30 protein-coding genes are annotated in these 22,596 nt (G+C 48.5%); 25 read left to right on the top strand and 5 right to left on the bottom strand.

From position 1 onward, the window contains the following. Positions 1 to 5: 5 nt before the first annotated feature. Positions 6 to 623: a hypothetical protein gene (locus SYN6312_RS13815; RefSeq protein ID WP_015125508.1), complete on the bottom strand. Its 618-nt coding sequence runs from the start codon at positions 621 to 623 to the stop codon at positions 6 to 8. Positions 624 to 631: 8 nt separating this feature from the next. Beyond that, positions 632 to 1,297, bottom strand: coding sequence for a hypothetical protein (locus SYN6312_RS13810; protein WP_015125507.1), 666 nt, complete (start codon positions 1,295 to 1,297; stop codon positions 632 to 634). 203 nt (positions 1,298 to 1,500) lie between these two features. On the opposite strand from SYN6312_RS13810, the gene SYN6312_RS13805 reads away from it, so the two are divergent. From SYN6312_RS13805 to SYN6312_RS13780, 6 genes are all read left to right on the top strand, one after another. Further along, positions 1,501 to 1,995: a thermonuclease family protein gene (locus SYN6312_RS13805; protein WP_253276362.1), complete on the top strand. Its 495-nt coding sequence runs from the start codon at positions 1,501 to 1,503 to the stop codon at positions 1,993 to 1,995. An 89-nt stretch (positions 1,996 to 2,084) separates the two neighbouring features. Next, positions 2,085 to 2,417 carry a hypothetical protein gene (locus SYN6312_RS13800; protein ID WP_015125505.1) on the top strand — a complete coding sequence of 111 codons (333 nt, stop codon included), beginning with the start codon at positions 2,085 to 2,087 and terminating at the stop codon, positions 2,415 to 2,417. Between the two features lie 578 nt (positions 2,418 to 2,995). Further along, positions 2,996 to 4,273, top strand: a complete 1,278-nt coding sequence (gene iscB, locus SYN6312_RS13795; protein WP_015125504.1) for an RNA-guided endonuclease IscB — start codon at positions 2,996 to 2,998, stop codon at positions 4,271 to 4,273. An 826-nt stretch (positions 4,274 to 5,099) separates the two neighbouring features. Continuing rightward, a complete protein-coding gene (locus tag SYN6312_RS13790; RefSeq protein WP_015125503.1) occupies positions 5,100 to 5,513 on the top strand; it encodes a SprT-like domain-containing protein in 414 nt (137 codons plus the stop codon). Between the two features lie 550 nt (positions 5,514 to 6,063). Next, positions 6,064 to 6,231, top strand: coding sequence for a hypothetical protein (locus SYN6312_RS19975; RefSeq protein ID WP_015125501.1), 168 nt, complete (start codon positions 6,064 to 6,066; stop codon positions 6,229 to 6,231). Between the two features lie 198 nt (positions 6,232 to 6,429). Next, the gene (locus SYN6312_RS13780) at positions 6,430 to 7,254 is read left to right on the top strand and encodes a methyltransferase domain-containing protein (RefSeq protein WP_156804830.1); all 825 of its coding nucleotides are present in this window, start codon (positions 6,430 to 6,432) and stop codon (positions 7,252 to 7,254) included. Between the two features lie 168 nt (positions 7,255 to 7,422). Here the strand turns inward: SYN6312_RS13780 and SYN6312_RS20380 are convergent, their stop codons facing one another. Further along, complete coding sequence (locus SYN6312_RS20380; RefSeq protein WP_216594151.1) at positions 7,423 to 7,566, bottom strand: hypothetical protein; 144 nt, start codon at positions 7,564 to 7,566, stop codon at positions 7,423 to 7,425. A gap of 742 nt (positions 7,567 to 8,308) precedes the next feature. Here SYN6312_RS20380 and SYN6312_RS19970 point away from each other — a divergent pair. From SYN6312_RS19970 to SYN6312_RS13740, 9 genes are all read left to right on the top strand, one after another. Next, positions 8,309 to 8,470 (top strand): hypothetical protein, encoded by a 162-nt coding sequence (locus SYN6312_RS19970; protein ID WP_156804828.1) that lies wholly within the window; start codon positions 8,309 to 8,311, stop codon positions 8,468 to 8,470. Between the two features lie 626 nt (positions 8,471 to 9,096). Beyond that, entirely contained in the window at positions 9,097 to 9,387 is a 291-nt protein-coding gene (locus SYN6312_RS13770) for a hypothetical protein (protein ID WP_015125499.1), read from the top strand. Between the two features lie 588 nt (positions 9,388 to 9,975). Further along, a complete protein-coding gene (locus tag SYN6312_RS13760) occupies positions 9,976 to 10,344 on the top strand; it encodes a DUF2493 domain-containing protein (RefSeq protein ID WP_015125498.1) in 369 nt (122 codons plus the stop codon). Between the two features lie 166 nt (positions 10,345 to 10,510). Then, positions 10,511 to 10,711: a hypothetical protein gene (locus SYN6312_RS13755; protein ID WP_015125496.1), complete on the top strand. Its 201-nt coding sequence runs from the start codon at positions 10,511 to 10,513 to the stop codon at positions 10,709 to 10,711. A 724-nt stretch (positions 10,712 to 11,435) separates the two neighbouring features. Further along, positions 11,436 to 11,627 carry a hypothetical protein gene (locus tag SYN6312_RS13750; protein ID WP_015125495.1) on the top strand — a complete coding sequence of 64 codons (192 nt, stop codon included), beginning with the start codon at positions 11,436 to 11,438 and terminating at the stop codon, positions 11,625 to 11,627. A gap of 990 nt (positions 11,628 to 12,617) precedes the next feature. Beyond that, on the top strand, positions 12,618 to 12,818 hold the full coding sequence (locus tag SYN6312_RS13745; protein ID WP_015125494.1) for a hypothetical protein: 201 nt from the start codon (positions 12,618 to 12,620) through the stop codon (positions 12,816 to 12,818). Between the two features lie 231 nt (positions 12,819 to 13,049). After that, positions 13,050 to 13,457 carry a hypothetical protein gene (locus tag SYN6312_RS19965; RefSeq protein WP_156804826.1) on the top strand — a complete coding sequence of 136 codons (408 nt, stop codon included), beginning with the start codon at positions 13,050 to 13,052 and terminating at the stop codon, positions 13,455 to 13,457. Between the two features lie 158 nt (positions 13,458 to 13,615). Then, complete coding sequence (locus SYN6312_RS19960) at positions 13,616 to 13,765, top strand: hypothetical protein (protein WP_156804824.1); 150 nt, start codon at positions 13,616 to 13,618, stop codon at positions 13,763 to 13,765. 267 nt (positions 13,766 to 14,032) lie between these two features. Continuing rightward, a complete protein-coding gene (locus SYN6312_RS13740; RefSeq protein ID WP_015125491.1) occupies positions 14,033 to 14,329 on the top strand; it encodes a hypothetical protein in 297 nt (98 codons plus the stop codon). Here the strand turns inward: SYN6312_RS13740 and tnpA are convergent. Beyond that, positions 14,292 to 14,693, bottom strand: a complete 402-nt coding sequence (tnpA, locus tag SYN6312_RS13735) for an IS200/IS605 family transposase (protein WP_015125490.1) — start codon at positions 14,691 to 14,693, stop codon at positions 14,292 to 14,294. The genes SYN6312_RS13740 and tnpA overlap by 38 nt on opposite strands. Positions 14,694 to 14,742: 49 nt before the next feature. On the opposite strand from tnpA, the gene SYN6312_RS13730 reads away from it, so the two are divergent. The 9 genes from SYN6312_RS13730 (at position 14,743) to SYN6312_RS20220 (ending at position 21,426) form a co-directional block, all read left to right on the top strand. After that, positions 14,743 to 15,885 carry an RNA-guided endonuclease TnpB family protein gene (locus SYN6312_RS13730; protein WP_015125489.1) on the top strand — a complete coding sequence of 381 codons (1,143 nt, stop codon included), beginning with the start codon at positions 14,743 to 14,745 and terminating at the stop codon, positions 15,883 to 15,885. 919 nt (positions 15,886 to 16,804) lie between these two features. After that, positions 16,805 to 16,975, top strand: a complete 171-nt coding sequence (locus SYN6312_RS20225) for a hypothetical protein (RefSeq protein ID WP_015125488.1) — start codon at positions 16,805 to 16,807, stop codon at positions 16,973 to 16,975. A gap of 774 nt (positions 16,976 to 17,749) precedes the next feature. After that, the gene (locus SYN6312_RS13725; RefSeq protein WP_041430872.1) at positions 17,750 to 18,100 is read left to right on the top strand and encodes a DUF6283 family protein; all 351 of its coding nucleotides are present in this window, start codon (positions 17,750 to 17,752) and stop codon (positions 18,098 to 18,100) included. A 500-nt stretch (positions 18,101 to 18,600) separates the two neighbouring features. Continuing rightward, positions 18,601 to 18,903: a hypothetical protein gene (locus SYN6312_RS19955; protein WP_156804822.1), complete on the top strand. Its 303-nt coding sequence runs from the start codon at positions 18,601 to 18,603 to the stop codon at positions 18,901 to 18,903. Between the two features lie 83 nt (positions 18,904 to 18,986). Further along, positions 18,987 to 19,193 carry a hypothetical protein gene (locus SYN6312_RS13715; protein WP_015125485.1) on the top strand — a complete coding sequence of 69 codons (207 nt, stop codon included), beginning with the start codon at positions 18,987 to 18,989 and terminating at the stop codon, positions 19,191 to 19,193. Between the two features lie 571 nt (positions 19,194 to 19,764). After that, positions 19,765 to 20,139 (top strand): hypothetical protein, encoded by a 375-nt coding sequence (locus SYN6312_RS13710; protein WP_015125484.1) that lies wholly within the window; start codon positions 19,765 to 19,767, stop codon positions 20,137 to 20,139. A gap of 390 nt (positions 20,140 to 20,529) precedes the next feature. Continuing rightward, the gene (locus SYN6312_RS19950; RefSeq protein WP_015125483.1) at positions 20,530 to 20,706 is read left to right on the top strand and encodes a hypothetical protein; all 177 of its coding nucleotides are present in this window, start codon (positions 20,530 to 20,532) and stop codon (positions 20,704 to 20,706) included. A gap of 158 nt (positions 20,707 to 20,864) precedes the next feature. Further along, positions 20,865 to 21,110, top strand: a complete 246-nt coding sequence (locus tag SYN6312_RS19945) for a hypothetical protein (protein ID WP_015125482.1) — start codon at positions 20,865 to 20,867, stop codon at positions 21,108 to 21,110. Between the two features lie 145 nt (positions 21,111 to 21,255). Next, positions 21,256 to 21,426, top strand: a complete 171-nt coding sequence (locus tag SYN6312_RS20220; RefSeq protein WP_015125481.1) for a hypothetical protein — start codon at positions 21,256 to 21,258, stop codon at positions 21,424 to 21,426. A 177-nt stretch (positions 21,427 to 21,603) separates the two neighbouring features. On the opposite strand, the gene SYN6312_RS13705 is transcribed toward SYN6312_RS20220, so the two are convergent. After that, positions 21,604 to 21,849 (bottom strand): hypothetical protein, encoded by a 246-nt coding sequence (locus tag SYN6312_RS13705; protein WP_156804820.1) that lies wholly within the window; start codon positions 21,847 to 21,849, stop codon positions 21,604 to 21,606. A gap of 421 nt (positions 21,850 to 22,270) precedes the next feature. On the opposite strand from SYN6312_RS13705, the gene SYN6312_RS13700 reads away from it, so the two are divergent. After that, on the top strand, positions 22,271 to 22,480 hold the full coding sequence (locus tag SYN6312_RS13700; protein WP_015125479.1) for a hypothetical protein: 210 nt from the start codon (positions 22,271 to 22,273) through the stop codon (positions 22,478 to 22,480). Positions 22,481 to 22,596: the final 116 nt, after the last annotated feature.

Genomic DNA, 22,596 nt, shown 5'->3' with positions numbered 1-22,596 from the left:
AAAAACTATTGAGAACATTCAGGCAATCTGCTGGCAGTCGGAACGCTGTCAAGCCTGTAAAAGGTTTGGCCAACCGTGACCGATGAGATGGCCCGTGAACCCGATACCGGATAGAGCAGCGAAATTCGCCCACACGCATCCGCCTTTGCTAATCGGTAAGCCTGGACATTGAACTCAAACATGATTGAGTCTCCATTGCCCCGATAAAAGAAAGACCGACCCACCTTCATATACCCGTTGAAAGAAGGAACAAAGGTTGACCAAAAATCCTTCGGATTCTTCGCCAGAAACTGACGCTGTTCACCAGTACCAGTGACCCGCAAGTTTGCGGTCTGATCTGAAATAAGGCTCAGGGCCGTCCAGTTCTCTTGGCCAACCACACGAACCGCTGTCGCTCCTTCAGGTGACGTGAACCGGAAAAAAGACATCCCACCCTGTTTAATAGACAGCGATGCTCGGTATCGCCGTAGGCCAACGCCGACCTGTACCTCACTGTTTGGATTGAAGCCTTCAAAACTGACGCGCATCGAGTTACCACTGGCACTCGGCACTCGTACCGGATTCGCTACCACAGGCAACGCACCCAACAACCAAAACAAAGCCAATAGGACAGGTCTTAACATCAGTACCTCTACTGCGGAACGTACCGGACGTAAGTGGACTCGCCGTACTTGACGCAACGAGATAAGTTAGCCGGATTTCCGACCGGAAGGCTTGCAATCGTATAACTTGTTCCGTTTACCGTCACAGCAGGAACGTAATTGACACTGCCGTTCACCGAACTAACCGAGATTGAAAGCTGGCCACACGCATTAACTTTCGCAACACGCTGTACCGGAACATCAAACTCAATGAAGATTCCATCAGTTGGAAGCGTAGTGCCAGGATTCCAGTAAAACGCCGTACCAAGTTTGATAAAGGAAGGGATAGTCGGTAAGTTTTGACCCGCCACTTTAGGCGCAAACTGACGCTGACCTTGAACGGTTGCAACCTTGACCGAATCAGTCAGATCGGTCGCACTGGATAGGTTGATCCAAGTTGTATCGCCCCATTTCCGTACCTTGGTCGCACCAGCCGGGGGACTAATCCGCCCGTAGTTGTTGATCGTATAAGCGGTAAGTTTCGCTTTCGTATCCCCGGCACCGACCTGAATCTCAGAACCAGGCGTTAAACCATCCATCCGAAACGTTACCCGATCACCCGTAGAATTGGGAATCTTGAACGGATTTGCAAATACTTCGCCAGCGGTCATGGCCATGGCCATGACCGCTAACAGAGCTACCATCAGTCGCTGCATAAATAAATCTCAAAACTCTGCGGCAACCCTATACAGCAATTTTTCAGAAAGTCAAGACCATGCTAAAGTTCATTTATAATTAGCTCATCAATTATAAAATGCGTTATTGGCCACTCCTAGCAATTTTCCTAACCGGATGCGTATCGCAAGCTGTCCCAATGTCCGAGATTGAAGCCCTCAATCCAAGAACAACTAGTGGACGTATGATTAGTCCATCCGAACGTGAAGCCGTTGTCAACGAAATCGGAACACCCACCCAAACCAGAACTGGACTAACCGAATGGCAAGTTGTTCAACGCTCTATCCATGATGGCGATACCATCCGAGCCACCAATGGCAACGAAGAAATCCGAGTCCGCTTCGCCTGTATTGACGCACCAGAACTTAAACAACCCTTGGGCGAAGCATCCCGTAATACACTCCGCAATATCTTAAAAAAAGCTGACTACCGTGTTGACCTTCGCATTACCAACACTGACCGCTATGGCCGTAAGGTCGCTGAAGTCTGGACGGGCAATACCCTTGTCCAAGAAACCATGACCCGCAAAGGCATGGCCTACGCTTACCGCAAGTTCGCTAATAACTGCCCTAGTTTTGCCAAAGTTGATCAAGCCGAACAAGAAGCCCGAAAAGAAGGCGTTGGTGTCTGGAAGTCAGACCAGATAAAACCTTGGGACTTCCGTAGAATGAACCGCTGACCCATAAAAAAGTTGTTCTAGGGGTAATGGCCCACCCCTAGAACAAACAACTAAAAGTCCTTCGGATTGGCAGTCGTAAGGAACAAAAAATGGACAAAAACTATACCGGAATCTGCCAAGCCTCCCCCAGAAGCACCCATCCTGAAATCCAGGGGCAATGGCTAACACTGATCGAGGGAGTGATAACCAACATCTTCGACAACCCAGATGAAGCCGAAAAACACTTCCTGTCACAAATCTGGGAAAAATCAGACAACTACTACTGGATTGGCCAGATCACCCACAATGTCATCGAAGTGCTGAAACTGCCCCAAGACTCTCTCGGAATGTACGTCCTGATCACAAACAAAAAAGTCCAGATCATTGAATCTCAGCTAGAAGCTGAAGATATTGCTGAAGAATTTGAACGTTACACCAGTTAACCAAACTGTTCTAGGGGTAGCACTCTCACCCCTAGAACAAAACCCAAAAAGTCCTTCGGAAAAATGCTCTAAAACCCAAAAATAAAATGATATTCCAACTGACCCAAGCCGATGTAGAACGCTTTGCCAGCCTAACCCATAAAGACATTGGGAAATGGTGCTTCCTGGTATGCAGTTGCTTTTACGGTTTCTACAAAACCAAAAAAGAAGCAGAACAAGCCTGGAAAGAAATCAATCGCTAAGGAGTAACCCAAATGAAACAGTCAGAAATATTAAAAATCATTGAAGAAAATGGCTACTACTTTACCTGGGAAAAGGCGTAGAGCTACGGTCTTTCAGTCTGAGTCAGCACCCCGCACTGAAGTAATGGGGCTTCATGCCTCTAGCTTCAGTTAGTTGACCAGCCTAAGTCTTGACTGACTACGTTTTTAAGGTCATGACACCTACAAATGCTTTCCAGTTTGTAGCTCTGTCGTTAGCGATTAAACAGCCTTACGAGGGGTAAAGCAGTGTCGTTAGCCAAACAAGCCTTAAAAACATTGGCGAGGAACACATTACCCGTTTTACGGAGACTTTCAATGTCCAATTTTATCTTTGTTCTCGATACCCAAAAACGACCGCTTGATCCCGTTCATCCTGGGAAGGCTCGTCATCTACTCAACCAAGGAAAAGCGGCAGTATATCGTCGTTTTCCATTTACCCTCATCTTGAAAGAAGCTCATCCTGATGTCCCCGTGCAAGACTTAGAACTCAAATTAGACCCCGGTTCTAAAGTTACTGGAATTGCAATTAAACAAGGCAACAAAATCATCTTTGGAGCCGAATTGCAGCACCGGGGGCAACAGATTAAAGATGCCTTGCTGTCTCGTCGTCAATTACGGCGTGGGAGGCGAAATCGGAAAACCCGTTATCGTCAGCCCCGTTTTCTAAATCGTAATCGCCCTGATGGTTGGCTTGCTCCTAGCCTGAAACATCGAGTTGATACGGTGCTGACCTGGGTAAATCGGCTCAGAAATCTAGCTCCCCTTGGCAGTATCGCTCAAGAGTTGGTACGGTTTGACCTACAGAAGTTACAAAATCCTGAAATCTCAGGCATTGAGTACCAACAAGGGGAATTACAAGGCTACGAAGTCAGAGAGTATCTACTAGAAAAGTGGGGCAGAAAATGTACTTACTGTGGAACTAAAGATGTCCCTTTAGAAGTAGAGCATATTCACCCCAGGTCGAGAGGCGGAACTGACCGAGTTTCTAACCTCACAATGGCTTGTCATGCCTGTAACCAAAGCAAGGGAAATCAGGACATTCGAGACTTCCTATTCGGTAAGCCTGAGTTACTACAACGGATTCTGAGAAAGGCTAAAGCCCCTCTCAAGGATGCAGCAGCAGTCAACTCTACCCGATGGGCGTTATTCAATGCACTGAAAGCGACGGGGTTGCCACTCACGACAGGGACGGGTGGACAAACTAAATTCAACCGCACCCGCTTAGACCTGCCCAAAGCTCATTGGTTGGATGCCGCTTGTGTGGGTCAGGTTGATGCGCTCAAAGTCCTGACTTCAAAGCCGTTGCTCATTACCGCCAAAGGTCACGGCACACGGCAGATGTGTGGGACTGACAAGTTTGGTTTTTCGACTCGCCATAAGTCCAGAGTACAGATTCATAAAGGCTTTCAAACTGGCGATATTGTCAGAGCGACCGTTACGGCAGGCAAGAAAATCGGCTTCTATGTGGGTCGGGTTCTTTGTCGAGCCTCTGGCAGTTTTGACATAGCCACGGCAACTGGAAGAGTGGCAGGTATCAGCCACAAATACTGCAAAGCCATGCACAAAAAAGACGGTTATGCCTATGTCTTCTAAATGTAGGCGACTAAAGTCGCTGTTCGTTTTTCCTCCCTGTTCTGAAGAGACAGGGCTTCCAAACGGATCAGGAGTCTCAGGTGAAATGTATAAAAAAGGGTAAAAAATAATCATGTCCTGCGGTAACGGGTGAAGAAAACCAGAACTCTACACAAAATCCTCCATCAAACGATGGGGGTTTTTTATTGTCCTTCGGTGGGGGTGTATCAAAAATAATTCAGTGCGATTGGTGCAAATGCTGTATCGAAGGGAGAAAAAAACTGTGTTGTAACAAAATGTCGTGCAACAACTGAATACATTTGGTGGCCAGCCTCGCCAGAAATGGTGAGGTTTTTTTATTGTCCTTCGGCTAGGATGTCATAAAACCAAACTCTACACACGGAAGATTCCCTCATTGAATAATGAGGGTTTTTTCTTTTCCTTCGGATGAGGTGCTTACAGGCAAGGTTATGGACAATCAAAAGCCCTCATCAGAAATGGTGGGGGTTTTTGGTTAACCTTCGGATAGGCTGCGATGAGGTTCCTAACCAAAACCAAGCTCTGGCTAACACCCAGAGTTTTTTATTGTCCTTCGGCTAGGATGTCTATTCCATAAAAATCTATGAACCAACATCAACAACTGACTCAGCTACTCCTATCAAAAAAGCCCTCGCTCGGTAAGTTGGCCAGCGAATTGGCAACCATCTACATCCGCATTAGCCGTGTTCCGGTTGCTCAACGAACTGCAAACGACCGACAACTGTGCATTTGGCTTAAGTCTGCCCTAGCTTAAAAATCTCACCACACAGAGCCTCTATCAGAGGCTTTTTTATTAAAGGAGCCAAAAATGCTAATATTTGTTGGAATTGACCAGAAAACTAAGGTAAGAATCCGGACAATTCACCAAGGCATCATGGAAAAACTGAAGCGTCAATTCTCAGCCAAAATAATCGCCATGATCACCGAAAAACCCATTACCGTTAAATACAATACTCGCCTTAAAACAACAGCCGGGAGAGCCAGTAAAGACAAAATTGAATTAAATCTACCCCTACTCTCCGAAAACCCGTCAGAACTGCCCCAAGTCTATGCCCATGAATTAGCCCATACCATTTGCTGTCGCCTATGGCCAAAAAAAAGAATTGGACATGACAGAAACTGGAAACTGATCATGACAAAAATGGGCTTCCAACCTCGGAGTCATGGTCACAAGGCACATTCACAAAAGAATCCTGAACGGAGATACCAGATACCGCTGTAAAAAATGTAAAGTTCTCTTATGCCCGGAAAACTTTGCATTTACAAACCTCCCCTAGAAAACGTTACAGAAACACCAAGGAAAACCATGCAAGCAAAACTAGAATGGCTACTCAGAAGCGGAATCATTGAGAGCTACCAAATCAATGAAAAAGAGGTCGAAATTATCCTCTTTGACCAAGACTCAAGAAAGGCTCTATATTTGACCTACCAAGACTTCTATAGATGGGCCTCCCAATTCAAAGAAGAACGGAATTATCAAGCAAGCTAAAAATTAAAAAAAGTGTAAAAAGGGTGCTAAACCTTCTGGCTAAATCGAATCTAAAAAAAGCAATAAAAAGCTCAAAAAGGTTCACTGTCAATCAATGTGTTCCCATCATGCTACGTCTGCTCAAAGCTATTATCCATGCCTATACAAGACCACTCGATCACCACGAAAGAGTTATCTTAAACCAGATTGGAAAACGCTTCTAACCCAACCCAGAAAAGCCGAGAGTGCAAACTTTCGGCTTTTCTATTGTCTTTCAGTGAAGGCAAATTCAGAGGGTTCATCCATGCGGCAATTCGCATTTACCTACAAAACACTAACCGGGCTTAAATCAGTCATCATCAAAACCAATGGCTACTTTAATCCAGTCAAAATCTGGAATGAGTTAAAGAAGGAGGAAGACTTTGTTCGTCCTGCCGGATTTGATGAGTTAAGTCCACAATCAGCAAATTAAGTCCTATTCCGCCCTGTAGCAATGCAGGGCTTTTTTATGCTAGGGCCAATCAAAAACGAATAGTCATTCTTTCATGACCAGTCAAGTACACTATTTTCAGAGTGTCCAGTCAGAGAAATGCTAATCAAGTCTAATCGCCATAAGTCTGCTCCAAAGCGAAAGCATCCTTCAAGTACCGTCAGATTGATGATCAAAAACATGATGATCCACCCAAGCCAGTCGCACCTGGATTTTGGCTGCGGGTATGGAAAAGACACCGAATGGCTGAATGAACTTGGCTTTAAGTCAAAATGCTATGACCCCTACTACTTCCCCACCCCACTCGAACCCGCCGATATTGTAACCATGACCTATGTTCTGAACGTGATCGAAACCTGGGAGGAACGAGTCGAAACCCTAAAAAAAGCATGGGAGTTGGCCCAGAAAACACTAATCGTTGCTGACCATGTAAAAAGCAGCAATAAAAGCCAGAAAGAAAACTGGAGTGGGCGTGAAGTCTATACTTACAAGTTCTCTCACAACGAACTCAAGTCCTTCGTAGAAATCGTCACCCAAACCGAGTCGGAATGGCTAACAGGCGATAAGCTCGTTATCCATAAGTCGGCAAAGCCGATCAAAGTCTGGAGCCAACCCGAAATTAAGACCCTCATTCAGTCCTTCAAAAAGGAATGGATCGCTCCTAAGTATGCCAATATCCGCAAGTACAATACCCAAAAATGGACATACTACCGCATTGAATCCAAACTTCGTAACCTCCCTGGCAAGTCCGGTCCAGTCAGTCAACTGCACCTCAAAGATGACCTCAAGATTAAGTGGGCCATTAAGGCCATGATCCGTAGAAATATGATCATGATGGCCAAACTTCATTGCAACACCATGATCTACTGCGATGAACTTAATGGATGGAAGCCAAACCTCTATAGCGGTATCTGCGGAAGCCTCCGTGAGTCTGAACTTATGAAAGAAGTCCTACACGAAGTTATGCCATATATCCAAGAATCTGATATGCCGAAATCAGCCTGAAACAAGCAACCAGTAAGACTTACAGAATTCGTGGATTTTAATAAGGCACGACTGGCTCTCTCGCTATTTTCCTATGCCGAAGTTTCAGACCTAATCTGGTAGCGTCACTTTGTTCTGCATACCAGATTAGGGGGGCGTTCCCCCCCCAACCCCCCCCAATGAACCGTCCTAATCGGACGGGCTTTTTCCCCCCCTCGCTATTCGCCCCCCAAGGGGCTGCTCCAGTTGTGCTAAGGGGGTGACTTCCCCCTGCCCCCCCGACACGGGCTTTTGCAAGGTAGCACAGCCTTCAAGGTCGGGTTCGAGGCTCACCCTCCCTCACTGCTAGGGCAGTGCCGACCAACATTTTCTAACCGTCTGGCAAGCCAGCCGCTAAGAAAATCTAGGACGGTTCCGTGCTGTGCTATCCAAGCGCCGTAGTGTTTTGGTTGTTTGTATGTTTTATTATGAAGTGAAGTTTAAGTTGTTTGAGAAAGAGTGTGGATATTTGTTTAGTTTGAAAGAGGTAAATAAGTTTGTAAAGAAAGTAATGAAGAATAAAGAGTTTGTTGATTATATGAAAGTTGAAGAGGAGGATGATGATTTTAGTATTAAATATAAATGCTAAAAAATATGGGGCGGCTCTGCCGCCCGTTTTTTTATCCTCTTCCGACTTCGGCATATCAAATAGGGAAGATATGTAAGGGTGAACGTCTGTTTCGTTCTCCCAGGCCCGCCCAAAGAAATTACCTTTCTAAACATTTTTCGCTAAGTACAGTAAAGGGTCGCCGGATGGGTGGTTGTTCGCGTTGGGTGGCAACTCTGCCTTTCTATTATACAGGGAATATAAATATCCTTCGTTGTGATGGAGGGTGGTCAAGGTACGTTCCAGGCTTTACGGCATAAAACTTGATTAACTGCGACTAAGCCGCCTGAGAACAAAGAGTGATCTGCAATAAGCGGAGACAGGGGCGGCAAGTCTTAGTAACATCAAATTTATTCCGCAGCCCTCCACTTTACCCCTTGACCAGTCGGCTCCCCTGTAGGACCCCGGCGTAGAGTTTGGTAATACCAGATGGCATATACAGAATGGTTTCAGATAGATGAATATTTCGGAATCTATCTAACCAAAGACGAGGCGGCGGCTTTAGAAGAAGGTGGAGTCTGGGTCGAAGTAGAAGGAGACTTCGGAATCTATCTAACTAAAGAAGAGGCTAAGTCTATAAGTCAAGACTAAAGAAAAGGGACTGGCCGAAAGGCCGGTCTTTTTTTTGTGAGTTGCAAAACCTCACAACGTCCCATTCCCGTGCCAGACTACGCCAAGATTAACGGGCGGCCGGAAACGGAATAAACATTACCCGCTAAATCAAAATCTGTCGCCGTTTCCGGCCGCCTTTCCCAGGCCAGTGCAACCTATCCCAAACCCTCTCAAATGCCGCCCCTGCGGAATAAACATCTCTCGCAAACCACAAGCCTTATCGCCGCAGCCCCGGCACCCCACCCGCTGCCACTGCCCACAGTGTCAGAACTGAATCGTCCTAATTGCCTTACGGCACGCTAACGCTAACGGACGGGCTTTTCTCCCCCCTCGCTATTCGCCCCCCAAGGGGCTGCTCCAGTTGTGCTAAGGGGGTGACTTCCCCCTGCCCCCCCGACACAGGCTTTTGCAAGGTAGCACAGCCTTCAAGGTCGGGTTCGAGGCTCACCCTCCCTCACTGCTAGGGCAGTGCCGACCAACATTTTCTAATCGCTTTCCTTCCGTTGCAAGCAACGTCAGCCCCTCCCAAGGGTCGGGGAGCGATAAGAAAATCTAGGACGGTTCCGTGCTGTGCTATCCAAGCGCCGTTGTGTTGGTAAATTACAATGCGTAAAGCAATGATTCGTGACGATAAAAACGGCAAACGTACCGTTAAAGTATTTGATTTCAGTTGGAACGGTCTAGTTAAAGAATGGAATGAATTAGATCGTAAATTTAGAAAAGTTAGATTAAAAGTAGAAATGGGCAAAAATTTTAAGGCTAGGCGATACAGCTACGCCAAAACAGTAGAAAAAATGGTTTGGCCAGTTCTAGTTCTAACAATTAGCTGCGGTTTTGTGGCAATTACAGAAAATATTCAAGAAAATCAAAAAGTAGAACAGCAGCAACAACGGTAACGAATAGGCCAGCTTCGGCTGGCTTTTTTTTGTGAATTACAAAACCTCACCGTACCGTTCCCCTATCAGACTACGCCAAGATTAACGGGCGGCCGGAAACGGAATAAACATTACCCACCAAATCAAAATCTGTCGCCGTTTCCGGCCGCCTTTCCCAGGCCAGTGCAACCTATCCCAAACCCTCTCAAATGCCGCCCCTGCGGAATAAACCTCTCTCACAAACCAAAAGCCTTATCGCCGCAGCCCCGGCACCCCACCCATTGGGGGCCCGTTCCGTTCCCCCAAACCCCCTTTCCTATAGCGGGGAGGCCCCCCCGCACCCCCGTGAAGTGGTGTTCACCTCCGTTCACGCTCCCACCCCTAACCCCTCCCAGGAGGGGAACCTCAGCAGCCTCCAGGATACGACCCCACTTCAAGGCGTAAAGCCTCAGTGCATGGCACTGCCCCGTAACCAAAACTAGCCGCTTTCCTTACGGTGCAAGCACCTTCAGCCCCTCCCTCCAGGGTCGGTCGGGGAGCGGTAAGTTTTGGTAACGGCGTTCCGGGGGTCGTCAAAGAGACGCTGTTCTTTTTTTCTTTGGAGGTCGCATGGCTCCCTTTCGTGTCGTTATCGCTGGCTCTCGGCAGTTCAGTGATTTTGGTTTGCTCTGTGAGCGGCTCGATGCCTTGCTTGCCAACAAGTTGGCTCAGGGCTTTGAGGTGGTTGTGCTTTCCGGTGCCTGTCGTGGCGCAGATGCACTTGGCGAGCGTTACGCTCAAGAGCGTGGTTTTGCGGTTGAGCGGTTCCCGGCTGAGTGGGCTGCTTTCGGTCGCTCGGCTGGGCCGGTTCGGAACCGGAGCATGGCTCAGGCGTGTGACGCAGCCGTTGTGTTCTGGGACGGCGTGAGCCGTGGCACAGCCAATATGGTCAGCGAGGCTCAGGCGGCTGGCAAGCCAGTTCGGGTTGTGCGGGTCTAAGTCCCCTTCCCAGGTCAAGGAAATCAAAATGTCCTGCGGAATAGTGTCGCTAAAGGATAAAAATAATGGACGAACAGCCCAATCAACCCGCTTGGGATGAAGGCGACTATTACGCTGATAACTATCACAACTACGAAGACAACCAATCCATTAGAGGAAAAACATCATGACAGTTTACACAAAAAATACCTTCAAGAAACTCTGGGAATCAGAAGGAGGTGGAGGAATAACATTTGATGACATTGCTGATTGTGCTAAGGCATGGGGGATAACAAATAGCCCTAGAAGCAAGTCAATGTCCAGGGTAGGTAATCAAGTCTTAATTGCTGCCGGATGTGAACCCTATTTCGATGTTGAATCTGAATAAACAAAAAGAAATTATTGGTACCACAGGCCAAGATATTCGACTTCGCCAACACAAGTGCGTTCAATTCTCTCTCTCCCGAATGCCGCCCTTGCTGCACTCCTTCTCTCGTTTGCAACCCCGGCACCCCACCCACCAATGAGGGCCTGTTCCCTTCCCTCAAACTCCCTTTCCTACCCAAAATAAAAAAGTCCTTCAGAAAAAGTGTTGTTATAGCAAAACAAGAAGAATGAAAAAAAAGAAGTTAGAAAACCTGGACAAATTCAAGAACTGCCCACTCTGCGGCTGTGCCGTGATGCCAATCGGGACAGAACAAAAATGGATATGCAGTTCCTTCCGATGCAACTACTCAGACCATGACCCACACTCTCTTACTCAGGACATAAATGCCGCCCACACCCCGGCACCCCACCCGCTGCCACCGTCCACGATGTCAGAACTGAACCGTCCTAATCGGACGGGCTTTTGTCCCCCCTCGCTATTCGCCCCCCAAGGGGCTGCTCCAGTTGTGCTAAGGGGATTCGCCACCCCCTGCCCCCCGCACACATGATTCGCCAAGGTAGCATCTCACTTCAAGGGACAAGCCCTCAGCTTCCGCTGTCCACTAAGTTCGACTAAGCCGCCAGAACACCCCTTCACTAATCCCTGAATCTCTCGGCGGCAAGTCTCCCTAAGTGCATTCCGTGGCTGCTCTCCAAAAAAGAGTAATGTGTATGAGGTTTCTTTTATGGACACGACTGAAGCTCTCCGTTCTGAAAGCAAAAATCCGATCTTTAAGCCTTTCTACTCGGAGAAATACGGTTGCGAAGCCTATTACTGCGACCCTGAGGAAACAGAAGCATTCGCTAAGTTTCTTCGGCGGCGAGGGTATCTGGCAGAACAAATCACAGAATCAATCGTTTTAATCCATGACGCATAAATTCAAACAGCCCTGGAGAAATCTGGGGCTTTTTTTATTGTCTCCAGGCCATGAAAACGCCGCCCTGGCCCCGGCACCCCACCCGTCCCAATAACGACCGCACCGAAACACTCCGTAGGATGATACACCCCACTTCAAGGGGCAAGCCCTCAGCTATGGCTGCACCGTAAGTCCATCTAATCGCTTCCCTTCCTCCCCCTGGTCGTCAGCCCCTCCCAAGGTCGGGGAGCGATAACACGGTCTAACGGCGTTCCGTTGGGGTGTCTAACTACGGCGTAGTGTTTGGTAGCCAAAATGCTCAAGCAATATCTCACCCTCCTATTCATAGCTCTTTGCATTCACTCACTCGGCGGGCCAATGCCTCTGTTCACAGCAGACTGTCTCACAGACTCAGAGTGCGAAACACGCCAATAACAACCAACAGCCAGTCGAAAGACTGGTTTTTTTTATGGCAATCATCCACCCCTAGAACAACACATCTGTTCCAGGCCAGGGACTCGTTGGGATGACAGACATGGAAAATCGGGGGGAGTACCCCCTGCGCCCCCCCCTCACTTCGCTACGCTCGCTCGACAACTTCCAGGCCAGGGATAATTAAGCATCGAATCAGAAAAGAAAGTAATGCCGCCCACGCCCCGGCACCCGCCCCTCTCCCCATTCATGCCTCGCTACGCTCATCCCTCATTCCCGCCAGACTCAGGCTTCGCTATGCTCGCGCTTCGATAATCCGTTCAGGCCTCGCTGTCGCTCATCCCTCACTCCCATCAATGCCGCCCACGCCCCGGCACCCACCCCTCTCCATTCCCGCCTTCGGCTCCCATTCCGGCCATGCTCCCATTCATGCCTCGCTACGCTCATCCCTCATTCCCGCCAGACTCAGGCTTCGCTATGCTCGCGCTTCGATAAATCCGTTCAGGCCTCGCTGCGCTCATCCCTCACTCCAAAAAACAGATAATGTCTTTCAGCCAGAGTGGAGTTAAAGGAAAAAATATGGAAGTTGGCGAAATCGTATCAGCAGAAGTTCCAAGCGAATCAGTAAAAGACGGTTGGCACAAAATCACCGGAACAAAGATAGTTACCGGAGAAATTACAAAAGTCAAAAATGACCTGATCTGGATAGAATCCGAAGGACAAAAATACTGCGTCACAGAAGGCGAATGCTGGAAACCAGGCCATGTCAAGCAAGGGTAAGACAGGGGAAAGTACCTACCAGGAAACAAATCGAAATTAAAATACAGGAAAAAGATGGACAGTAACTATGCTATAGTTGCAATAATTCTGTTCTAGGGGTGAGACCTATAAAGACTAGTCCTCGTAACAGAAAAACAACAGCTTATTAAGAATTTTTCCTGCATTTAATTCAAAATTTCTAGGCAAATACAAAAAACCTATTGAGAAAATTCTGAATAGTTGCAAATAGGAATGATTCTTAATAGTAATGCCGCCCACACCCCGGCACCCACCCCTCTCCATTCCGCTAGTACCTCCGGTAGGCTAACGCCAACGCTGCACTCTTTCCTACATTCCACTTTCGCTACGCTCACCTCTCGCTCCCGCTCGGGACGCTCCATTCCGTCACTCCTTTGCTCTTCTCCATTCCGGCCCAAAAGCCACTCGTTAATTGAGGTACTCCCCCCAGGCCAGCGCACAAGTACCGAAGCGGGCTATTTGGCCAGGATGAAGTGGCACATCGCTCAAGCGTCTATAGGCGGCAGTCGCCCGACAGTCAAAGGGCAACGAAACACTCGGCAAATCCCCTTGAACAAAGTGGCAAAGCCTAGTCCAACCAAAGCGGTAATGCAAGAGTCGTTCCGGTCTTTTGCGGCATAGCCTATCTAACTGCCCCTAAGCGAAAACAGTCATAGACTTTCCCTCCCAAGGTCGGGACTCACTAAGGCGCAGTAACGATGCGATATTCCACAGTACCGGAGCCTCGCTTGCATGAAAATGTCGGACTGACGGCGCACTTAGTTGTTCAAGGAGGGCTTATGCCTCGTAAAGTTTCTGCCAATTACTTTGAAGTTCTGTTCGGTCGCAACTATAAAGCCGCTGTCAAAGCCGCCAATGAGTTCAATGGCCAACTGATCATCATCCGGCACGAAAACAGCAAACCCTTATATCGGGTGCGCTTTAACTGAAATCTGGGGGGGAGAAATCCCCTCTTCTCTTTACTCGCTCCCCAGGCCATGAGTGTTGCCCTTTCTATTCCCTAATCCAGTCGTCCTTCACTACCGCTCATCCCTCATTCCCTACGCTCCACTTCGTTCCGCCAATCCATTCCAGTCTCGCTACCACTCAACCTCCATTCCTAAATCCAATCGTCCTTCACTACCGCTCATCCCTCATTCCCAGCCAGGCCAAAATTAAAAAGTCCTTCGGCGAAACTGAACAAATTGGAAGTCAAAATGATCCACTGGCAAATCAACGAAAAAGATACTGAAGCAATTAAATGGGTTAAAGAGAAGTTTGAAAAAGAGCCTGGAAAAGTAATTGCAGCTTACGGCACAGAAGAAGAATGTACCGTCAAGAAAAACGACTTAGTTAACTCGCAGCAATGGGTTAATCAACGAAAAGCAAGAATTAGCCACGTTTCGCCACAACACTACGGAGATGAAAAAACAATCATAATCTTTATCGAAAATTTTGGGTCTAAAACCCCGTCCTTCAGGACGGCTTTTCTTGAGATTGTATGTACTTTTTAAGAATTTCCAAAGGCGCACCTCCAACCGTTGAAGCATAGTAGCTCGGACTCCACAAAGCCGCTTTACCAAAAGGTTTGGAAAAACCCGCTTGCCCATACCTACGACTTGAAACGCCCTTAAGAGCATTGACAATTTGAGAAATTGAAAGCTTTGGCGGAAATTCAATCAAAACATGGATGTGGTCTGACTCACCATTGAACTCCAAGACTTGAAAATCCATTTTGGCGGCAACATCGCGAAATGACTTTTCCAGCACTGCCAGACTCTCACTGGTTAGAATACTGCGGCGATACTTCGTGACACAGACCAAATGAGTCTTCAGGTCTGAAACACTATGCCTTTCATGACGAAACTGAGTTGTCATTCTGAGCAGACCGACTTAAAATACAAACAGACCTATCTTAACTCATGTCATGAAAGCCAGGTATCAATACAGGTTTTACCCATCAGACCAACAGCGAGAATTGTTAGCTCGGTTGTTCGGCTGTGTGCGGGTTGCTTGGAATGATGCCTTAGCATTTTGCAAAGCGTCTGACAAGTTGCCCCGATACAACGAGCTTTCAGCAAAGTTGACTCAGGACAAAAAGACGGCAGCAAGAGCCTGGATGTCTGAAGTGTCGGCTGTTCCATTACAACAAGCCTTGAGACATTTGGACAAGGCCTACCAAAACTTTTTTAACTCCAGAAATGGTAAGCGAAAAGGAAAGGGAGTCGGAGTGCCAAGGTTCAAGAAAAAGAGCAATCAACAGTCTGCTGAGTTCACTAAAGCGGCCTTCTCTGTAAAGGATGGTCAGGTGTATTTGGCAAAGATTGGTACGATTCAGCCCATTTTGTCGCGGGCATTGCCGTCTGAGCCTAGTTCGGTGACGGTCATCAAGGATAGTGCGGGTCGCTACTTTGTCAGTTTCGTTGTTGACGTTCAGCCCATTGAAACTCAAGCTGAAAACCAAAGCCTGGGGATTGATTTGGGATTGAAGGTCTTTGCGACAATGAGTAATGGACAAAAAGCATTCAGCCCAGACTATTCAAAAATTGACCGGAAAATTCGCAAACTTCAGCGAAAACTTGCCAAACAACAAAGTGGTTCAAAACGCCGAGACAGAACACGCTTGCGGATTGCCAAACTGCACAATGCTTTGGCAGATACCCGCAAAGACTTTCTCCACAAACTCTCAACTCAAGTTGTCAGTACCAATCAAACGATTGTGCTAGAAGATTTGAATGTTTCGGGGATGGTCAAGAACCGGAAACTGTCCCGTGTCATTAGCTTACAAGGCTGGCGACAATTCAGGATGTTGTGTGAGGCAAAAGCAACTAAGTTGAACCGTGAGTTTCGGATCATTGACCGCTGGGAGCCAACCAGTCAAGTCTGTTCATGCTGTGGGTTTCGATGGGGCAAGCTCGATTTGTCTGTTCGTACCGTTACCTGCGTAAATTGCTTGGAAACTCACGACCGAGATGAAAATGCTGCGGTCAGAATTGAACAAGTCGGGATGGGGCATCGCCACGACTCTAAACGGACATCGAGAGACTGTAAGACTGCATCCGCAGCGTGACTCGTTGAAGTGTCAAGAATCCCCGTCCTTCAGGACGGTGGAGTATGTCAACGAAAAACCAATTCTGTTCTAGGGGTAAACAACAGTAATCCAGGCCAGGGATTCGTTGGGATGGCAGATATGGAAAATCGGGGGGTGAACCCCCTGCGACCCCCAGGCTCGGCTATGCCATCGCCTGATGTTTTTCTAGAGCGAATCTCAGAAACAGCAATCATCTGCAAATAGTCCAAAAAAGCATGGTCGCAAGACTGGTTTTAACTATTACCAGGCCATGAGAATGCCGCCCACGCCCCGGCACCCACCCCTCTCCATTCCGCTAATACCTCCGGTAGGCTAACGCCAACGCTGCACTCATTCCTACATTCCACTTTCGCGACGCTCACCTCTCCCTCCCGGTCGGGACGTTCCATTCCATCATTCATGTGCTCATCTCCATTCCGGCCATCTGGGGCCCGTTCCTTTCCCCAGACCCCTTTCCCCTAGAACAAATCCATTCGCCATAAAGGGCAACGAAGCTCCAAGTTCTGAGACTGCATAGATAGTTTTATTTTTGTTTCGACTAATTACTTCGGTTTGGCAAGATAAAGTAGCCAAAGTTCTCTGGAAAAGCGACAGGGCATTCCATTCAGAGGACAGCACAAAGCGGTTAGCTATCTTGATGTGTGACCCGAAACTGGCTATTACCCTACCCCTGCAAACAACCCCGCTAGTGCGGAATGCAAGAGTCGTTCCAGGTTTTTCCTATAAGCCTCGCTAACTGCCACTAACTGCTTCCACTCAGTCGCCTTGCTCCTTCGCCCCCTCCTGCTGTCGGGGAGCAGTAAGGGTTCGTAACCTACGTCAACCGGAAAATTCCTGAAGCCTCGCTTGCATTGAAACGCAGGGGTGAACGGGAAGCCATAGTTTCTGGTACAACACCATGCAAGATTTAGCTTTAGCCTCCGGTGCAGTCAAGTTCTCTGAACAAGAAAATGCCTATGTCGCTTTCTTCCAAGAGTTCTCTCTGGCTCACAACTTCGCCAAGTTTTATCCGAAGGCAAAAGTCGCCAAATCCAAAAAAGGCAACATCTACGTTGCAGTTCCTAAGTGAACCTAAGAGGGGCTTCGGCCCCTTTTTTCTTGCTCATTCCCAGGCCATGAAATACCCCCCAGGCCCCGACCACCACCCCTAGAACACAATGCCGCCCTCTCCCCGGCACCCGCCCGCATCCCCAATACCCAATATTGGTGGCGTTCCTCCCCCAAACCCCTTCCTACTTTCCCCAGGCCAGGGACTCGTTAATCGGCAAACATGGAAAATCGGGGGGAGTACCCCCTGCGACCCCCCACTTACTTCGCTACGCTCGCTCACCCGGATGCCCAGGCCAGGAATAGTCATGTCGAAAAAAGAAAGAAAAATCAGCATACGTTAGATATGTCGAAGAAAAGCAAAAATTCGTACATGAAATGCCGCCCACGCCCCGGCACCCACCCCTCTCCATTCCCGCCTTCGGCTCCCATTCCGGCCACCGATGCTCCCATTCGTGCCTCGCTACCGCTCATCCCTCATTCCCGCAGGACTCAGGCTTCGCTACGCTCGCGCTTCGATAACCCGCTCAAGCCTCGCTGTCGCTCATCCCTCGCTCCCAATCAATGCCGCCCACGCCCCGGCACCCGCCCCTCTCCATTCCCACCTTCGGCTCCCATTCCGGCCACCAATGCTCCCATTCGTGCCTCGCTACCGCTCATCCCTCATTCCCGCAGGACTCAGGCTTCGCTACGCTCGCGCTTCGACAACCCGCTCAAGCCTCGCTACGCTCATCCCTCGCTCCAAAAGTCAAAATATAAAAGCCAACCTTCGGGCAAAATAAATCTAAGAAAAATTATGAAAAATAAGCCATGCAAAGACTGCCCATTCAGAAAAGATAAAGAAGGCTATGGACTCCATCCGAAAAGAGCCAGAGAAATACTGGAGTCAATAGAAAGAGACAGCGAGTTTACTTGCCACGAAACAGTTGGAAAGAAAGAAGCACCCTGCATCGGTTCAGCCATATACCTGGAAAACACTAGACCAGGAGGGATGCTCTCAAACCTGATGTATCGGTTAGCAGTGCAAAGCAAAATCATCCCAAAACCTGAAGAACTAAATCGCTCCATTGAAGTTTATAAAAACAAGAAAGAAGCAATCAAAGGGATGACCACCTACTTTACCCAGGCCAAGGACTCGTTGGGATAACAAACATGGAAAATCGGGGGGAGTACCCCCTGCGACCCCCCACTCACTCGCTACACTCCTTCACCCAGAGAAACTGAACGCCCTAAACGGGCTTAGTTTGTTCTGTGGGCCGTTCCCTCCCACACCCTCCCGTACCTGTGATTGATCGAAGCCGACCGCTGGTTCCGTAGTCTAGCGATCCGACTGCCACTGTCAAGAGCTTTTGCGGCATAGGATTTGCTGACAGCGACTAACCGCTTTCCTTTCACTGCAAGCAGCGTCAGCCCCGCCTAAAGTCGGGGAGCGGTAAGTCTTGTAGGCAAATCTATTCCACAGTCCCTTGACAGTTCGTGCAGTCTAGGATCGCTTCCCACCACGGCGTAGCGTTTGGTACGAGGCCATGACTTTAGACGAAGCTCTCACTGCATTTGATGAAGGCGAACTCACATGGGCTCAACTGCAAGAAGTTCTTGAGCAAGCCGATTGACAATAAGCTCCTGCCGAAAGGCGGGAGTTTTTTTTTGCTTACACCGTTTCCAGGCCAGGGAAGCGACTACGCCTCAACTCTCGCTCGGCCGGTGACGGACAACAGCCGGAAAGGTGGGAGTCAGAGTTCTCGCACCGTCACCGGCCGTGGGGGGGTGCTAAAACCGCCCCCCCTTGCCCCCCCAGGTCACGCTCACTTTGTTCGCTCACGAATGCCGCCCCTGCGGAATAACCATCTCTCCTCATTCCATCCATCTCTAGCCGCAGCCCCGGCACCCCACGCTTACGGGCGGAACCCACATCTCGCACCAGTATCAAACCTCTCTCGCCGCCCGTAAGCTCCCTTGAATAATAAAAAAAGTGATAGTTCAGAAAAAACATCAAAAAAACCTTCGGCAGGGCTGTCGTTAAGGAGAACAAAATGTTTGAATTACAAATCAATGGCGGAGGGTGGTGTAACCTTCAATGTCCAGAGCGAAAGCTTGAAAAAGCAGCCAGCCGATTGACTGACCTTGGTGCCAAGCAAGTTAAAACAGTTGAAAATGTAGTCAAATTCCGAGCTAACAAAGAACTGATTTCTTACTTGCAAGAAAAGCTACAGGGCAGCCAGGCCCAGGTTGCAGCTTGAAAACAACTCTGATTGAACGAGCTACTCTGATGCGAGAAATCAGCCGAATACTCGCAAGGCTCTCTACCGAAAACCTCCGCAAAGTCCAACAGTTTATAGCAACCTTAAAATAGACCGTGCAAAGCTATGCAAAATTCAGGGGGCCGCAAGGCCCTTTCTTCAAGTTTGTTCTAGGGGAACACCATCGCCCCCTAGAACACCTTCCCTATCTCCAGGCCATGTGAATGCCGCCCTTTTGCTACGCAAAACCCCGGCACCCCACCCGATGGGGGACGTTCCCTCCCCCACACCCCCTCCCGTCCTTGTAAATGGTGGGGTAACTCTAGTGGGACGGGTATTTTACAGGGGTGGGCGATAGTGACTAAAGGCGTGTTTCTTACCCCGTCAGTGTCAAGGGTACGCTACAAAAACCGCCTTAAAAAGCCGCCTAAGCGAGACATTCGTGGCTCATTTCCCTCCCTACGGTCGGGACTCACTAAGGCTTGCTAGATTTATACGGTTTTTGCGCTTTTCTCCCTTGACACTGACACCCCCCCTGTACGACCCCGTTGTACTTCGAGGTAACTACCTTATGTCTATTAATCTCTCTGCTTTAACAATCCGCCCAACCTCTCAAAAAGAACGGGAAGAAAAAGCTGCCTACCGTAAATGGCAAGGTGTCTTCTACACGCTCCGCTTCTTGGTCTGGGATAACGGTAAAAGCCAAATCATCGCTGACGCTTTAGCAGATGGGAGTATCGAACGGACAGAGGACGGTTTTGACCCGGATGACATCAAGGAACTTTACGCTAATGCTTGGAAGGAATTTTCCGATTCTTTCGATAAAGCCTTCATTAAGGCAACTGTCGAGGAGATGGTTGAATTTTCTCAAAAGCATTTCGGGATGGGACTTGACCAACTCTTGGACTTAAACCGCCAACGCTCCGCTGAACGGTACAACCGCTAATCTCTCCAGGCCCGGCCGCAAGGCTGGGTCTTTTTTTATGGTCGTTAAAATCAAACCGGAAATTGGGAAATGGGGTCGTGCGGTCGTCTATGCCTCCCTACTCCCAACCGACCAGTGTATCCAGGCCAATACCGTCAAGGGCTTAAGAAAAAATTAATAGTTGACAAATTGAGTATGGTCATTTTGTTCTGGTGTCAACTATTCGGTATTTTTCGTAGAAATTGTCAACTTTAGCCGCCCTAGTCGGTCGCAAGCTCCCTCCTACCCCGGCACCCCCACCCATCAATTCATTAGTTGACAAACCAAGTATGTCAAGTAATCAGTAAATAAATCTAATTCTGTCAACTTATGAATAGTCCTACGGCAATGTGAACAAAATAAGAAAATCAAATGGAACTTATCGAATTTCTCAAGTCTTTAGATGTACCGAAAAGCCTAACACCGGAAGAAAAAAAGACAGGCATCGCTCAGATGATCGATGACCTAGAAAGAATGGCAAAAAACGATGGGTGCATCGCTGCTGGTTATGTGCTTGATGTACTGGAATACGTAGCTAAAAAAAAATAACCCCAGGCCCCGACCACTACCCCTAGAACAAATGCCGCCCACGCCCCGGCACCCACCCCTCTCCATTCCGTTCTCCACTCCACTTTCGCTACGCTCACCTCTCCCTCCCGGTCGGAACGTTCTATTCCGGCCTCCATTCCGGCCAAATATCACTCGCTATGAAGGGCTCGCCACCAGAGTATGTCACCGGCAGTGATGATCCTTATGCCATGGCCACGGGCGGGAAACGAGAAAGAGAGCCAAATCGTTTCAAATCGCAATCGGGTTACAGTTCGGTTTTACGTTTACCTTGGCTCGCAGCGAGATGGGTTGACCCGAAACTGGCTATTACCCTACCCCTGCAATACACCGCTAGTGCGGAATGCAAGAGTCGTTCCAGGCTTTCACGGCATAGCCTCCATTAACCTCCACTAACCGAGCCGTTTCACTTCCCTCCCATCGGTCGGGACTCAGTAAGTCTCGCTAAACTCCGGTATTCCATGTTCCTGAAGCCTCGCTTGCATTAAAGGCAGGAGTAAACGGGAAGCCATAGTTTCTGGTACAACAACCATGCTCGAATTAGCGATTGCGTGCGGCGCAGTAAAAGTGTCCGAACAAAATAACGCCTATGTTGCTTTCTTCAAAAACTTCATCTTGGCTCGTAACTTTGCTCGGTTCTACCCCAAAGCCCGCGTGGCCAAAAGCAAAAAAGGTAACATCTACGTTGCCGTAGAAAAATGAACTTCTGGGGGCTTTGCCCCCTTTTTTCTTGCTCGTTCCCAGGCCAGTCCATGAACAAACACTATCCGGTCTTCAAGTCGGTACAAATGCTGCACCTGCGGGATGATCATTTCTCACAGATCAATAGCTTCTTTCGTGGGTTCGGAGTATTAACGAATAAAGAAATAATAATTATGATTATGCACGCTTTAGCTTACCAATAACATCACCGTTTGTAGAAAATAGCGTAATAACCCCATCGTTCTCCTTGTGCCTGGCAACTTCCTCATTTTCAAACCACTTTTTTGATGCCTGTTGAAATGCATCGTGATCGTTAAAGGCGCGAAATACAACCTTGTCTATGTAAGCACCTGATTCATGTAAACAGAAAAATTCATATTTTATTTTAGGAGGAAGTTCACGGTAAATATCTATGTCGTTCATTTGATTTTTCTGTAACTGGCTACTTTTAGCATACACATCTAAAAAATATTCAGGGGGCGTTCCTTTGTGGACAACTTTAACCGATGGAAAATCGGGGGGTGAACCCCCTGCGACCCCCAGGCTTGGCCATGCCTTCGCCTGACAGTAAACTGAACGCCCTAATCGGGCTTAGTTTATATGTCCCCCCTCGCTATTCGCCCCCCAAGGGGCTGCTCCAGTTGTGCTAAGGGGGTGACTTCCCCCTGCCCCCCCGACACAGGCTTTTGCAAGGTAGCATCTCACTTCAAGGTCGGGTCGAGGCTCCCCTCCCTCACTGCTAGGGCAGTGCCGACCAACATTTTCTAATCGCTTTCCTTCCTTCGCTTTGCTCAGTCAGCCCCTCCCAAGGTCGGGGAGCGATAAGAAAATCTAGGGCGGTTCCGTGGCTGCTATCCAAGCCAGCGATGTGTTTGGTTTTATTGTTATGCCAGAATTAAAAACATTCCAAATTGATGAGGCTGAATGGGATGCTGCCGAAGCATACTGGGATGCAATTGATCAGCGGCAATGGGAAGAAGACCTGCAAGGCGATAAGGAGTATAAAAACTACTTAGAGCAACAGGATTACTACCACTGTCGAGGTTATTACTAAAATCTCTAGCCCGGCCCGAAAGGGTTGGGCTTTTTTTGTTGCAACAAGACCGCCCAAATGCCGCCCTTGCTTCGCAACCCCGGCACCCCACCCTCCCCCTCGCTAACCGCCCAGTT

It is taken from the genome of Synechococcus sp. PCC 6312 (assembly GCF_000316685.1).
Classification (GTDB): domain Bacteria; phylum Cyanobacteriota; class Cyanobacteriia; order Thermosynechococcales; family Thermosynechococcaceae; genus Pseudocalidococcus.
Note: the sequence above shows the minus strand (reverse complement) of the source record. Positions and strands in the feature narration are given on the sequence as shown.